A 12534-nucleotide genomic window follows, 5' to 3' on the forward strand; every position below is an offset into this window, starting at 1 on the left:
TGCGCTTGACTCCGTCCCCTTTCAGGTAACAGAGCCCCAGCCGGTATTGGGCCTCCGCCTTTCCGGCCTTGGCTTCCATGTAAATTTGCCTCCCTTCTTCCGGAGTGACGGCCTGAGCGGCCGTTAAACCGGCAAGGGCGGCGGACAACAGCAGGGATAAATATCGATTCATGTTCGTGTAGGTAGTGGAAATAGTGGACGGGAAGGACTTCCCTGAAAAATGCGGCGTTCCGGAAGTGTGCGGACGACCGGGAAGCCGCACGTTCTTACTTGCCTGATTCCCTGGAAGTTTTGGCTCCCGCGGCTTTCAGGATGCGGACCAGTCCATTCCTCTTCCGGGCAAGGGCGCGGTCCAGGGCCGTCGTGCCGTCCTTGGCGCGGCGGTTGACGTCCGCCTTGTAACGGATCAGCAGGCTGGCGACGGCTTCCAGGTCCGGGTCTTCGGCATTGGTGGAATTGGCCGCGGCCCAGAGGGCTGTTTCCCCGTTGCCGGGCTTGTAGTTTTTTTTGCGCGGCAATGTCAGCGTTTTGTCGGGGTCCGCCCCGTATTCCAAAAGCATGGCTGCGAATTCCTTCTCCCCGTGCCTTGCGGCCCAGACAAGCAGGGGATAGCCGGAATCCCTTACGTAGTCGGGGTCGGCTCCGTTTTCCAGCAGGTATTTCGCCTTGGAAAGAGGATAGTCGTTGGAATAGCGGCTGAGCAGGGAGAACGAATTGCCGATCTTGCCGTTTTCCTTCAATTCCACATTGACGTCCGCACCATTGGCAAGGAGCAGGTCCGCCAGTTCGTAAAACTCCATGTTGACGGCCAGGGCCAGGGGGCAGGATTTGTAATTCTTCGTATCTTCTCCCTGATAGTTGACGTCCGCCCCGGCGCGGATGAAGGCGCTGACTACGGCCAGGTCCGGAGCCGTCCCCTGCGCGGAGATTTTCCCTTTCCTATCGCGGCCCGGTGTTTTGACGACCACTTCTCTCTGCGCCCTGTAATCTTTCAGCTTGTACAGGTATTCGTACAGTTCCAGACTCTTTTTTTCCCGCGTGGCCTGGTCGATGGACGGATTCACGGGCAGAGGAGCCGTCTTGGGAATCAGGCGCAGGGAGCGTTCCGCCGTGCGGTGTCCCTGTTTGGCGGCCTTGGAGAACCAGAATTTGGCCTGGGACGGGCTGCGCTTGACTCCGTCCCCTTTCAGGTAACAGAGTCCCAGCCGGTATTGGGCTTCCGCCTTTCCGGTCTTGGCTTCCGCGTAAATCTGTTTGCCTTCTTCCGGGGTGACGGCGCGAACGGGGGCCAGGCCGGCAAGAGCGGCGGCCAGGAGCAGGATGCATGGGTATGTGTTCATGGGTGTGTTGGTTTGGGAAAAAGGGGGGCTGCCCGTCAGGAGGAGCCTACGGCGGCCAGCAGGTGCACATCCAGGGCCAGAGCCTCGTGAATGTTGAAGTTCAGATCGTCCCGCAGTTTGTTGAGCGCTTCCATGCGCCGCAGCAGTTCGTTCACGGGCATCTGTGCGGCCAGGGTCTGCACCTCCGGATGGATGGGCGAGACTCCCGGAGCGCCGGAAGCGATCAATGCCGCCTGCCCGAACCAGCTGATCAGCAATTCAAGGGCCTGGCTGCGCTGTTCCAGGTACTCCGTTTCTATCTGGGCGGCGTTGGCGTCCTTGTTGCGGGACTCCCAGTCCGTGGTATCCGTGCCCTGGGCGGCCTCCTTCGCTTCATCTTTCAGGGCCTGGTTCATGTTTTTGGTGATGGAGGCCTTCGCTTCCGTCATGACGTCGAGGAACTTGCTGCGGAAGGCCAGGGCAGCCAGATCGTTGTTCAGGTTGCGGCAGGTTTCCAGCCAGTGGGGAAGCAGGGCCTCCTGGATGGGAGTGAGCCTGAATTCGCCGGATTGCAGAAGATTGACGCGTACGCAGCGTGAAATAATCGTCTGCAGGAGCTGGTCCGGCTGGGCGGTGGTCAGGATGAGCAGGCATTGGCTGGGCGGTTCTTCCAGGGTTTTCAGGAAGGCGTTGGCGGCTTCGTCATTCATGCGTTCCGCATCCATGAACACGGCAATCTTCCATTTTCCCTCCGCCGCGCACTGCTGGAGAAAGGGCTCCACGCTCCGGATGTCGTCCCGCAGAATGCGGCGGGACTTGGATTTGGGGCGCACCAGCCGGCAATATTCGTCGCGCACGCCGTCCAGATGGTCCGCCCGGATTCCGTTGATCAGTTCCAGCAGCTGCAGGATCAGGCGGGATGCGCCCTGGTGCTCGTCCCCCACGATGAGAAGGGCATGGGGAAGCCTGTTGCGGGAGAAGGCGGTGCGGAGCAGGTCGAACGCTTGGGATGCCGTGAATGCCATACCGCTCTATGAAAGCATTTCGTTGCGTCAGAGCAACAGAAAAGATTGGTATATGCCGAATATTTCATGTACTAAGGGGGCCGGTTATGGAACAAAATGACATCGCATCCAGGATTGTCTTTGCCGACCGCGGCAAGGTGAATGTGGAAAAAGGCGTGGAATTCGCCCCCAAATTTGACCAGAACGGCCTGATTCCGGCCCTGGCCATGGACCATGTGACCCATGAACCCCTGATGCTGGCCTACATGAATGCGGAATCCCTGCGCATGACCATGGAACTGGGGGAAGCCGTTTATTATTCCCGCAGCCGCCAGGAAATCTGGCACAAGGGGGCGACCAGCGGGCACGTGCAGAAAGTGAAGCAAATCTTGATTGACTGCGACCAGGACGCCCTGATCGTGCTGGTGGACCAGTGCGGTGCCGGATCCTGCCACACCGGGCACCACTCCTGTTTTTACCGTTCCGTCCCGTTTGGCGACGAACTGAAAGCCCAGCCCCAGGGGCAGCCCGTTACCCTGCGGGAAGCGGACGGCGGCGTGGTTTTTGACGCCGAAGCCGTGTACGGCAAGGGCCATTGATTCTTCTTTTGCGCGTCAATCTGCGTTCACCGGGTTGACGCGGTCTCGTTGCCTCCTGTAAAGTCATGAATGTGAAAAAGCCGCTTGTCATCATGGCCGCCGTGGCCGGAACCTTCGTGCTGTGCCAGTGTTCTTCGGAAGCGCCCCCGCCTCCCGGAACCGTCCGCATGGTGGACCAGAAAGCCATCTCCCTGATGCAGGAAGCCAGGGGGAAGGAGGAGAAAAACGACCTTTCCGGAGCCATCAAGAAGTACAAGCGCGTGGTGGAAAAGCACCCCCTTTCGCGGGAAGCCCCTCAGGCCAGATTCAGAATGGCGGAACTGTACGAGGCCAGGAAGGACCCTGCCGAAGCGTTCGACCAGTACCAGAAGCTGATAGACCGCCACCCGGACAGCCCCCTGTATGCCAAGGCCATGGAACGGCAGAAGGAAATGGCCTTCGGCGCGGCCAGCGGCGCGCTGACCAACCGCGTTCTGTGGATGTTCGACGTACGGATGGACCCCAGAAACGTGACGGAATGGCTGAACCATGTGCGGGATAACGCTCCGTATGCGCCTTCCGCCCCGCAGGCCATGAACGTGCTGGGCAATTATCTGGCAACGCGCGGCCGCATGAAGGAAGCCATTGAAGCCTACCAGAATCTGGTGGACAACCATCCGGACTCTCCGCTGGCCCCCACGGCCCAGCTCCAGATTGCCACCCTGTACCGCCAGGCGGCTGCCGACGGCGACCGCAACCACGTCAACGTGGCCCGCGCGCAGGAAGCGTATGAAGACTACCTGCAGCGCTACCCGAACACCGCGAAGGCCGGAGCCGCCCGCGCGGACCTGGCCGCCATGAAGAGGGAACTGATAGCTCAGCAGCTGGAAGTGGCGGAATACTACCTGACCAAGATGAAAGACACGAACGCGGCCATCTTCTGTTACCAGGAAGTAGCTTCCAAGGGGGGAGCCAATCCCGCCGCCGCCGCCAAGGCGAAGGCGCGTCTGAAGCAACTGGGCGTGACCGTCAGGTAACAGAATCCCTTCCTCCATCATGAACCGTATCCGGACCGTCCTGAAACTCCTGCTGCCCGTTCTTTGCCTTCTGGCCGGGTCCTGCGGTTACCAGCTGGGGGGCACCAAGCCGCCCAAACTGGAATTTGCGCAAACCGTCAAGGTGGACCTGTTTGCCAACAACTCCCTGGAACCCCGCGCCGCCACGCTGGTGACCGGAGCGCTGGCGGATGAGTTGCAGAGGGACGGAACCTACCGGCTGAGTTCCCGCGGAAATGCGGACATCCGGGTGCAGGGGGAAGTTTACTCCATCTCTTTCGACCAGCTCCGTTCCTCCCGGGAAGACACGTATAAAAGCTCGGAACTCGGCTTGCGCCTGTCCGTCAAATACCGCGTGGTGGACGGCAGGACGGGGAAAGTCCTGTACGAAGGATCGGCGGAGGAAGTCAGCCAATTCTTTGACGTGGGCAACATCCAGACGGCGCGGACCAATGCCCTTTCCTACGCGGCGCGCCTGGTGGCAACCTCCATCGCGGAAATGCTGACCAACGGCTAATGTTCCGCATTATTCCGGGAGCATCCTTCACATGGCGGAAATAGAATACAGCGTTTACTTTGTTCCGGTTCCCATCGGCAACCGGGCCGATGTCACCCTGCGCGCCCTGGACGTGCTGCGCAAGGTGGACGTCATCGCCTGCGAGGACACGCGCCATTCCGGCCTTCTGCTGAGCCATTACGAAATACGGAAGCCGCTCCTGAGCATGCACGACCACAACGAGCAGCCGCGCGCCGCGGAAATCGCCTCCCGCGCTGCGGGCGGAGAGAGCTTTGCCGTCATCAGTGACGCGGGCATGCCGGGCGTGAGCGATCCGGGCTACCGCCTCATCCAGACTCTCAAGGAAAAAGGAGTGAGCTTCACCGTTCTGCCGGGGCCCTCCGCCGTGGTGACGGCTCTGGTGGGGTCCGGACTGCCTACGGACGCTTTCTTCTTTGGCGGTTTTCTGCCCGTCAAATCCGGGAGAAAGGGGGCCATGCTCCAAAGCGCTGTTGAAGCAAGCCATACGAGCATCTTCTACGAATCCCCCTACCGCATCGTGAAGACCGTGCAGACGCTGGCGGAAATTGATCCGGACGTACCCGTCTGCGTGGCGAGGGAGCTGACCAAGACTTTTGAAACCTACCACCGCGGCCCCGCTTTCCGTTTGGCGGCGGAATTTGCCGAACGGCCGCCCAAGGGGGAAATCGTTCTGCTGGTGGGCGGGGTGAACGCGCCGCGCCTGCCCTGAGCCGCCCGCAGCTCCGGAACGGTCTTGTGGAGGACGGGCCGGGACATGTGGAGTTTTGGCAGCCGGGTCCCCTCTTTTCTTGCACCGGGTGTCGGAAAACCGCGCCGGACTTATCGACTTGACCCTCGAAATGTGTCATGATAGTGTTCTAACATCATGCTTGAGGATAGAAGATCACGTTCCTCGCGCAAAGCACCCGATTTGGTGACTGACGAGCTTATTGTCATTCTTCATGAGGCTGGCATGCTGGAATTCAATGAAATCTTTCAGCGTACCGTTGTCGTGATGAAGGAGAAGCACATGTCCCTGGGCGGCGAGGAAATCCTGAGGCTGAGGATTTATGAAAAGCTCCAGAACCTGGTCAGTTCCGGCGGCCTGGTAAAGAAGGGCCGCGAATACACAGCGCAGCCCAAGCTGATGACCCTGAAATCATTAGCTGACGGAGACGAGTTTGGATTATCCCGATAGAGGACGGATACTGGTTGATCGCCTTCCCGGAATACGTTCTGGAAAATGTCTCCTTGAACGGCGAGGCTTTTTCTTATGAAAAATCAGGGCTTCATCGTTCCTTCCCGGAACGGTCCGCGGCAGTCGTAAGGAATAATGAGAAGCAGGTTGTTAACCCTGGCTACTATTTTCTTCCGCTTGGTTTCCCGAATATTGAACAAGTGGGCACTGCCGTTCAAGGAACGTATGTACTCGAACGTCATGTTTTCTTCCTCCATTCGGAATTCTTTCGGGTCCTTGATGCGAATAGTGCCTGAAGGGAAATCCCATGTTCCGATAATTTCCTGCACCTGTTGTGATTCCTTGTTATTTTCCTTTTGCAATTCCTGAGCGCGTTTACGTGCCCAGATAGCCGCTTCCAGATGACCGGAAATACCCCATTCCTTACTCTTTTTTTGAAGGGCGGATGCATATTGGCGGGCCAATTTTTCTTTCCCGACTTCCATGTCGGCATGGATTTTCTCAGAAAGAAGGTCGAATTTAGGGAAAGACGAGGCGGCGGGGTTGCCTGCTTCTTTTTCACGGCCGCCTTTCCGTTTCAGAAGAGAAACGAGTTTAGTGGCATGGTTGACTTGGAAAATCCGGTCGTCGCGATCCGCTTTGATCCAATAGAACCATACCGCCTGGGTTTCATTGATCCTTATAATATCGGAAGATGAAGAATCCTTGTCGATTCCTCCCTTGCTTTTCCATTCGGAATTACCGGATTTTTGCTGAGCCTGCTTTCCGTCGAAGCGGCTTAAATAAACATATCCGCCGGCCAGTTCTTCCCATTGTCCGATGAAGTGCGAGTAATCGTCTTCCTTCTCTTTTTCCATGCCGGGAAAAACCTTTCGTTCAAGAATGTCCTTGATATGCTTGGCCTGTTCAAAATCCTCGTTCCTGACGCATTCATTCATGAGCTTGGTGAGCTCCGGCTTGTACTTGGCAAAGGTTGCATCGTTTATTTTCTTTTCTTGTTCCTGGAAGATTAATTCCAGCATCTGTGCTTCCGGGGGAACTTTCGCCGATACCGGTACGGGAAAAGAAATGAGGAGGAAAACGAACAGAGTAACTCGGATGACATTGATTGCTCCGTTCAGGAATTGGGGCTGTTTTACCTTTTTCTGAGAAAAGGCGGGACAGACGCACAGGAGCCATGAAATTGGATAATAATGTAATGGGTATTTATTCATGGGAACGGGTACTATTATTAATTGGCTTTATATCTTTTTAAAGAGAAGGCGCGATTGGAGGATTATGGAAGAATGATGGTGATACTGAGCAGCTTTTCCTTGAATTTGAATGTCCAGCGAGGCATCTGATGATCTTGTGTGTATCCGTATAAATAGCCGAAAAAAGAGCCTTTATAGATCTTATCGGATAATTTCTCCGTGAATACGATATATGGACTGGGAGTATGAAAAACAGCCTTTTCAACGATATTGCCATATGCGCAAAAACAGGGCTCGTCCCATGCATCCGAGGCGGAAAAATGAAGGAAAATATCCGGGTTCCCAGGTTCCGGATTCAAGCTCAAATCAATTTTGGCTTCTTTTCCATTCCTGTTTGGAAAGTAGTAGTCTACCTCGCCATGTTTTCCAATTTCACAGGTGAGGGTTCTTTTATCCGTCTGAATCTGAAGGATAGAGCCTTTTTTCAGGATTTCCGGCCCTTCGATGTTGCTCGTCACAGGCCGGTTGCCGTCAGGTAAAATAAATTCAATTTTTTCATCTTTCAGAGTGTGACTATCTTCTGACTCTTTCCCCTTATAATTATAGTATTGATATATATGTCCCGAAATGGTTCCGGAATAAACCCGGCCTTTCCGGCGGGTAAAGGTAATAAGAGCCGGTTTTACTTGCCTGCCATGGGCTTCCTGTGTCGTTGCTCCGGTAATTCTTGAATATCCCCACTCATAGAATCTGTGCGTACTGAGGTAATACTCTAACTCTAGAATCACCCGGGCGGTGTTTTCCCCGGGTTCATATTGTTCAATAATAATATCGCCCGGATAATATAATTCCCCGTACAAGTTGATTACTGCGCCGTTGATGGAATTGGGGGCTTCGATATCTGCGGCGCGTACTCCGGCTTCGCAGACGGCGGCAATAACAGGCAGGAACAGCAATGAAAGAGGAGTCATGGGATGTGGAGAGAGTAACGTCAATTAAAGATCACAGCTCTGAATGATGGCGAGCAGCTCTTCCAGAATGCGGCAGCGTGTTTCAGTCATTTCAATGATCATGATGTTCATATTGGCTTTGAACCATCCGTCTTCCTTCTTGTTTTCTTTTCCTTTTTTAAGACAAAAGCCATAGGCATGCATGGTGGTATCTCTGGCGGTAAGCCACGCTTGCTGGGAAATCTTTAACGGTTCTGCCAGTTCCGGACGGAGCGCGTAATGCTGCTGCAAGCGTTGGTAAACCCGTTGAAGTCTTTTTTCCCAATAGAACCAGAGTTCCACCCTGATTCTATTGGCTTGTTGTTCGTTGTTTGGACTACTGGATTTTTTGAGCAGCACCGTCAGTCCCTGCTCGTCGGCAACTGGTCTGTTTCCCTGTTCTTCCGGGATTCCCTTTGAAACATTACCGGAAAAAATGAGCAGCAATATTAGAGGCATCGTCTTCATCGTTCACAAAAGTCATGTCTCATTTTTTTTAATATTGGAATCTTCGGAGAATTCCCGGCATGTATTCTCTTTCCGGATAAGTTGCTGGGGGAATCAAGCCTCTTCGGTTTTTAAGGGAACAAGTTTTTTGTAAACAGCTGCAATAAGAGAGATGCCTATTACCGGAGCAAACAGAATGGAAATGATAATACTCAATTCAGAACTGATAAGGGAGATGATTCCGAGGAGAATTGCAAACGATATCAATAGAACTATTGAGGTGAGGAAGAAGGAGAACTTGTTTCCATAAGTATATTTATTGCTCAGTGTCAGCGCTTCTGTGGGATTGACCCCCTTGTCCAGCAAAAGAAGTGGAGCCAACATCCATGAATATGCCAGGACAATGCCGGGGATAATGAACAGGCCCAAACCAATTATTATTCCGATTTCCATGAGGACAACCATGATAAAAAATTCTCCAAAGAATTGTCTGTAGCGTTTGGCAAAAATACATGTTGGGGAAATAACTTTTCCTTTAGCCAAATCCAACGGAAGGTTACATATGGCGATCGTGGTTCCTATATGGATGTATGGAATCCAGATGGTCAAAATCCATAGGATAACGGCCAGGAGAACAGATAAAAAGTTTTTGGCGGCAATAACATAAGTATCCAATAAAATTGAAAGAAAGTCCTTGTTTAGCTTTCCCTGGGAAAATGCATGGAATTTTTGATATTGCCTGGAAGTGGCCTGAATAATCTGGGGCTCCGGTTGAGGAGGAAAGACATCACTCAAATGGCTCCATTGTTTTTCCCCTTTCTGAATGACGTGGGTGGATTCGTGAATGGCTCCCTGTTCCAGCAGGTCGCGCAATTCCTGTTTGCTGACAGGGCCTGTAGCCTGACCGCCGGCTTGGGCATAATAGTACGTCTTATCTGATTCTTTAATATTTTCAAAAACGGACTGGGTAACCTGATTGTTCGGTTGAGGGGGGAGGATATCACTCAAACGGCTCCATTGTTTTTCACCTTTCTGGATGACATGGGTGGATTCGTGAATGGCTCCCTGTTCCAGCAGGTCGCGCAATTCCTGTTTGCTGACAGGGCCTGTAGCCTGACCGCCGGCTTGGGCATAATAGTATGTCTTATCTGGTTCGTTCATCATGGTGTGAATGGTGTGTATCTATTGGTTGCAAAAGTGCTTGGAGACTATGTTGGGTGGAAGGAAGAGATCCGGTTTCATGCCGATTCTGCATCAGCCATTTTTTATTGCGGCAGCGTAATGGTAATGCGGACAAGCCTAAGTCCGATTTCTTGTCCTATGTTAGTCACCATATACCCCTCGATAATGCCCGTGTATGTGTTTCCCCTTCTGCCGGTAAACGTGATGGCGGCCAGGTGTTTCTTGTCATCATTCATCAACTCTTTAAAAGAACTGGCGCTGGTAATGATCCAATTCCTGGCTTTTTGGGCGTTAAATTGTTCGGAGTACTCAAAAGAGATCAGGGCAGTATTTCTTTGAGGTATATAGTTGCCTTTATTAATCCAGTATTCCCCTGATTTGAGCGTTTTTTCAAAAACGTTATCTTCTCCTTCAAGTTTGTATTCAATGGTAATGGTAGCTCCGGCGATGGATTGCGGGGCATGAATGATGCTGGCCGCCTCCTTTTTCTTTTTCTCTAGCAGATCTTTCAGCTCCTGTTCCTTTGTTTTCAGTAAACGAAGTTGGTATTCACTTTCCTGCAGGAAACGCTGCAGTGTGTCCAGATTTTGATTCTGCTTAAGTATTTGCCGCTTAAGATATTCCTCTTGTTTCTCCAAAATGGAACGGGCATCAGGGTTCTGGGTATTCGGATAATGTTTGTTAAGTTGTTCTTCCAGAGAGGATTTTTCTTCTTCCAGGGCGGCGATTTTCTGCCCGGCATGCCGGCATTGTTCCCGGTTTTGTCCGTATGACCTGAACAACCATCCCGGAAAACCCAGAGAGAGAGCTAGAACCAAGGAGAGAATAGGGATTTTCATGGGGAAAGGACGTTCAATTATTTTTGGATATGATGCGGTAGCCTTCAGAGGCGGCTGGGGGCGTTTTTGAATTGAGTTCCTCCCGCCAATGGATAATTTGCCCGATAGAGTTGGTCTCCCATATCTCTTTGGCGTATCCTTGGAGGCTGCGGCCTCTCTGTCCGGCATACTTATAAATGTAAATAATTTCCACGTGATTATTCTTGTAGGCCACTTCGAGGAGGCGATAATTGCGCTGGGGCCATTTATTCCAGAATTTCCGGACGTCATTTATGACTATTTCCTTGGAAACTTCCCGATTGTTGGCGTACTGGTAATTGCAATAGGGGGCAAAGTGATCGGCAAGAGCGGTGGCAGTTCCCTGTTTGCGTGCCCTTAGGTAGGCAAGGCTGGTTTGTAACAGGCTTTTGTCAGTTTCCGGGCAAGGCGGGTTGATGATGGGGGGCTTGACGGTGGAACTATTGACGCGTTCCACGGAGTTCCCTGGTATTCCGATATTATTCCGGGTAATTGCACCCAATTCTTTTTCCAGAGCTTCTATGCGTTTTGTGGCGTTGGATTGTTCAGCAAGCACGGAGTTGTGCTTTTGCCGGATTTGTTCCACGGCCTTTTCCTTTTTTTGCAATGTTTCCAGAAGGCGGCTATTTTCTTTTTCCTTCAGGAGTTTGGTTTGATTGCCCTTCCGGGCTTCTTCCTGTTTTTGACGCAGAAGAGTTATTGTTTCAGACAAGGCCTCAGCATCTTTTTCCAACTGAACGGTTTGTTCCGCAAAGGCTTTTTTTTCTGTGTGCAAATAGTAGCTTAAGCCTCCGCCTGCTGCCAGGATGGCTACTGCTGCCGGAATGAGCCAGCTTAATTGATTCTTTTGCCCGGAATTTGAAGGGGGCGTGACCGGAGGCGGAGGGAGGGGCACTTCCGGCAGGGACGGTTCGGGGATGGCCGGAGGCGGAGGAAGCGTCACTTCCGGCAAAGACGGTTCGGGGGTGGCCGGAGGCGGAGGAAGCGTCACTTCCGGCAAAGACGGTTCGGGGATGGCCGGAGGCGGAGGAAACGGAATTTCCGGCAGGGTTGGTTCAGGCGTGCCCGCAGAGGGCAGGGGCGGCAAGTCTGTTTGTGATTCCGCCGCATTATCCGGTGAGGGGGGTATATGGGAATCCTTCAGGTGCATGGTTCAGGAGATGGAAGGGAATGGAGTATCAAGCTTATCTTGCCGCCAGATTGATGCCGTGGAGATTCCTAGTTGAAACGTTTACTATATCGTCCATCCGTCAGGGCCTCCTTCAATCTTCGTCGTATCAGTTCCTGCGGGAGCGGTTTTGGGTTTGGCAACGGGGTTGCCGTTTTTCCTGGTCAGGTGAAAGGAGAACGAACCACCCCGAAGATAAGAACTCCGGTCATTGGCCGCATGCCATTTTCCACTGATGCTGTGACGATTGCCGGAAATATTCCCTATGTAGGCAACAATAGTGCCTGCATTGCTCATGGTGGCCATTTTGGCACTTAGGTAGGATTGTCCCAGTGATGTAAGCTGGAATTCAATCCGCCTGCCGTCGATTCTTCCGCCAATGCTCCCGCAGGAGGACGGTTCCATGATTGGGGATGATGGTATGCTCAATTTACCTGAAACGATTCCATCCTGATATTCTGTGACGGTCAATTCACGCGTCTGCTTTCCACTTGTGCCGGTTACTGTTCCCCGGTAGGTATATTCCGCTACAATGGGGGAGCAGGAGACCGAAAACAGAGCCACCGGAGCAACTGATAAGATGCCGCACTGTCTCAATGAAATGGGAAATCTGGACATAGTAGGAGCTGTTGCGAATATTGTCCCTCGGAATAGTTACATTCCGTACATCGCCTGCCTTAGTTCGTAGGAACCATAGTAGTCTTTCTGAAATAGCTCCCTTTTTACGGGTTCTTTTTTAAACAGAAGCTTTCCATATTCTTCCATATCCCACATTTTCTTTTTCTCTTCTTGGGACATGGAGTTTTCCAGTTCCTTCGATTCTGCCCGGAGTTTGGCAATCTTTTCTGCCGCTTTGTTGGCGCTGGATTGATCCTTGATGTCTTCCATAAGCTCAATCATCTCTTCCTGCATGTTCAGGAACTGTTCCGTTGTACTTTTCTGGCAGGATGCTGACGCAAGAGTCAGGATGAGCGCGCATGCGGCGGTGATGGTTTTTTTCATAACGTGTAGGATGCTGTTGTTTCAG

At 52.7% G+C, this 12534-nt stretch carries 15 protein-coding genes; 5 read left to right on the top strand and 10 right to left on the bottom strand.

Annotation, left to right across the window (positions count from 1 at the left end; all coding sequences use genetic code 11):
- Positions 1–266: 266 nt before the first annotated feature.
- Both HMPREF3039_RS03460 and HMPREF3039_RS03465 read right to left on the bottom strand, forming a co-directional pair.
- Positions 267–1340 (bottom strand): ankyrin repeat domain-containing protein, encoded by a 1074-nt coding sequence (locus HMPREF3039_RS03460; RefSeq protein WP_067571957.1) that lies wholly within the window; start codon positions 1338–1340, stop codon positions 267–269.
- A gap of 35 nt (positions 1341–1375) precedes the next feature.
- Positions 1376–2344, bottom strand: a complete 969-nt coding sequence (locus HMPREF3039_RS03465; RefSeq protein WP_067571955.1) for a hypothetical protein — start codon at positions 2342–2344, stop codon at positions 1376–1378.
- 86 nt (positions 2345–2430) lie between these two features.
- Between HMPREF3039_RS03465 and hisI the strand changes: the two genes are divergently transcribed.
- The 5 genes from hisI to HMPREF3039_RS03490 all read left to right on the top strand — a co-directional run bounded on the left by hisI (position 2431) and on the right by HMPREF3039_RS03490 (position 5671).
- On the top strand, positions 2431–2922 hold the full coding sequence (hisI, locus tag HMPREF3039_RS03470) for a phosphoribosyl-AMP cyclohydrolase (protein ID WP_067571954.1): 492 nt from the start codon (positions 2431–2433) through the stop codon (positions 2920–2922).
- Positions 2923–2987: 65 nt separating this feature from the next.
- Positions 2988–3938 (top strand): outer membrane protein assembly factor BamD, encoded by a 951-nt coding sequence (locus tag HMPREF3039_RS03475; protein WP_067571952.1) that lies wholly within the window; start codon positions 2988–2990, stop codon positions 3936–3938.
- 19 nt (positions 3939–3957) lie between these two features.
- On the top strand, positions 3958–4473 hold the full coding sequence (gene lptE / locus HMPREF3039_RS03480) for an LPS assembly lipoprotein LptE (protein WP_067571950.1): 516 nt from the start codon (positions 3958–3960) through the stop codon (positions 4471–4473).
- Between the two features lie 31 nt (positions 4474–4504).
- Positions 4505–5203 (top strand): 16S rRNA (cytidine(1402)-2'-O)-methyltransferase, encoded by a 699-nt coding sequence (gene rsmI, locus HMPREF3039_RS03485; protein ID WP_067571948.1) that lies wholly within the window; start codon positions 4505–4507, stop codon positions 5201–5203.
- A 204-nt stretch (positions 5204–5407) separates the two neighbouring features.
- Positions 5408–5671 (top strand): hypothetical protein, encoded by a 264-nt coding sequence (locus tag HMPREF3039_RS03490; RefSeq protein WP_147549440.1) that lies wholly within the window; start codon positions 5408–5410, stop codon positions 5669–5671.
- An 83-nt stretch (positions 5672–5754) separates the two neighbouring features.
- On the opposite strand, the gene HMPREF3039_RS03495 is transcribed toward HMPREF3039_RS03490, so the two are convergent.
- The 8 genes from HMPREF3039_RS03495 to HMPREF3039_RS03525 form a co-directional block, all read right to left on the bottom strand.
- Positions 5755–6885, bottom strand: a complete 1131-nt coding sequence (locus tag HMPREF3039_RS03495; protein WP_067571944.1) for a UvrB/UvrC motif-containing protein — start codon at positions 6883–6885, stop codon at positions 5755–5757.
- 62 nt (positions 6886–6947) lie between these two features.
- A complete protein-coding gene (locus HMPREF3039_RS03500; protein WP_067571942.1) occupies positions 6948–7835 on the bottom strand; it encodes a hypothetical protein in 888 nt (295 codons plus the stop codon).
- 24 nt (positions 7836–7859) lie between these two features.
- Positions 7860–8321 carry a lysozyme inhibitor LprI family protein gene (locus HMPREF3039_RS03505; RefSeq protein ID WP_082770041.1) on the bottom strand — a complete coding sequence of 154 codons (462 nt, stop codon included), beginning with the start codon at positions 8319–8321 and terminating at the stop codon, positions 7860–7862.
- Positions 8322–8414: 93 nt separating this feature from the next.
- Complete coding sequence (locus HMPREF3039_RS03510; RefSeq protein WP_067951929.1) at positions 8415–9464, bottom strand: DUF4339 domain-containing protein; 1050 nt, start codon at positions 9462–9464, stop codon at positions 8415–8417.
- A gap of 101 nt (positions 9465–9565) precedes the next feature.
- Positions 9566–10321 carry a hypothetical protein gene (locus HMPREF3039_RS03515; protein ID WP_067571938.1) on the bottom strand — a complete coding sequence of 252 codons (756 nt, stop codon included), beginning with the start codon at positions 10319–10321 and terminating at the stop codon, positions 9566–9568.
- A 13-nt stretch (positions 10322–10334) separates the two neighbouring features.
- Positions 10335–11489, bottom strand: coding sequence for a hypothetical protein (locus HMPREF3039_RS03520; RefSeq protein WP_067951931.1), 1155 nt, complete (start codon positions 11487–11489; stop codon positions 10335–10337).
- An 84-nt stretch (positions 11490–11573) separates the two neighbouring features.
- Positions 11574–12125 carry a hypothetical protein gene (locus tag HMPREF3039_RS14305; protein WP_167506699.1) on the bottom strand — a complete coding sequence of 184 codons (552 nt, stop codon included), beginning with the start codon at positions 12123–12125 and terminating at the stop codon, positions 11574–11576.
- Positions 12126–12161: 36 nt separating this feature from the next.
- A complete protein-coding gene (locus HMPREF3039_RS03525) occupies positions 12162–12509 on the bottom strand; it encodes a hypothetical protein (RefSeq protein WP_067571934.1) in 348 nt (115 codons plus the stop codon).
- Between the last annotated feature and the right edge of the window lie 25 nt (positions 12510–12534).

This window comes from Akkermansia sp. KLE1798, from assembly GCF_001580195.1.
GTDB lineage: Bacteria > Verrucomicrobiota > Verrucomicrobiia > Verrucomicrobiales > Akkermansiaceae > Akkermansia > Akkermansia biwaensis.

Excerpts from the sequence above, each read along its gene's own strand:
- HMPREF3039_RS03460 (WP_067571957.1), bottom strand. The coding sequence starts at position 1,340 with ATGAACACATACCCATGCATCCTGCTCCTGGCCGCCGCTCTTGCCGGC.
- HMPREF3039_RS03465 (WP_067571955.1), bottom strand. The coding sequence starts at position 2,344 with ATGGCATTCACGGCATCCCAAGCGTTCGACCTGCTCCGCACCGCCTTC.
- hisI (WP_067571954.1), top strand. The coding sequence starts at position 2,431 with ATGGAACAAAATGACATCGCATCCAGGATTGTCTTTGCCGACCGCGGC.
- HMPREF3039_RS03475 (WP_067571952.1), top strand. The coding sequence starts at position 2,988 with ATGAATGTGAAAAAGCCGCTTGTCATCATGGCCGCCGTGGCCGGAACC.
- lptE (WP_067571950.1), top strand. The coding sequence starts at position 3,958 with ATGAACCGTATCCGGACCGTCCTGAAACTCCTGCTGCCCGTTCTTTGC.
- rsmI (WP_067571948.1), top strand. The coding sequence starts at position 4,505 with ATGGCGGAAATAGAATACAGCGTTTACTTTGTTCCGGTTCCCATCGGC.
- HMPREF3039_RS03495 (WP_067571944.1), bottom strand. The coding sequence starts at position 6,885 with ATGAATAAATACCCATTACATTATTATCCAATTTCATGGCTCCTGTGC.
- HMPREF3039_RS03500 (WP_067571942.1), bottom strand. The coding sequence starts at position 7,835 with ATGACTCCTCTTTCATTGCTGTTCCTGCCTGTTATTGCCGCCGTCTGC.
- HMPREF3039_RS03505 (WP_082770041.1), bottom strand. The coding sequence starts at position 8,321 with ATGAAGACGATGCCTCTAATATTGCTGCTCATTTTTTCCGGTAATGTT.
- HMPREF3039_RS03510 (WP_067951929.1), bottom strand. The coding sequence starts at position 9,464 with ATGATGAACGAACCAGATAAGACATACTATTATGCCCAAGCCGGCGGT.
- HMPREF3039_RS03515 (WP_067571938.1), bottom strand. The coding sequence starts at position 10,321 with ATGAAAATCCCTATTCTCTCCTTGGTTCTAGCTCTCTCTCTGGGTTTT.
- HMPREF3039_RS03520 (WP_067951931.1), bottom strand. The coding sequence starts at position 11,489 with ATGCACCTGAAGGATTCCCATATACCCCCCTCACCGGATAATGCGGCG.
- HMPREF3039_RS14305 (WP_167506699.1), bottom strand. The coding sequence starts at position 12,125 with ATGTCCAGATTTCCCATTTCATTGAGACAGTGCGGCATCTTATCAGTT.
- HMPREF3039_RS03525 (WP_067571934.1), bottom strand. The coding sequence starts at position 12,509 with ATGAAAAAAACCATCACCGCCGCATGCGCGCTCATCCTGACTCTTGCG.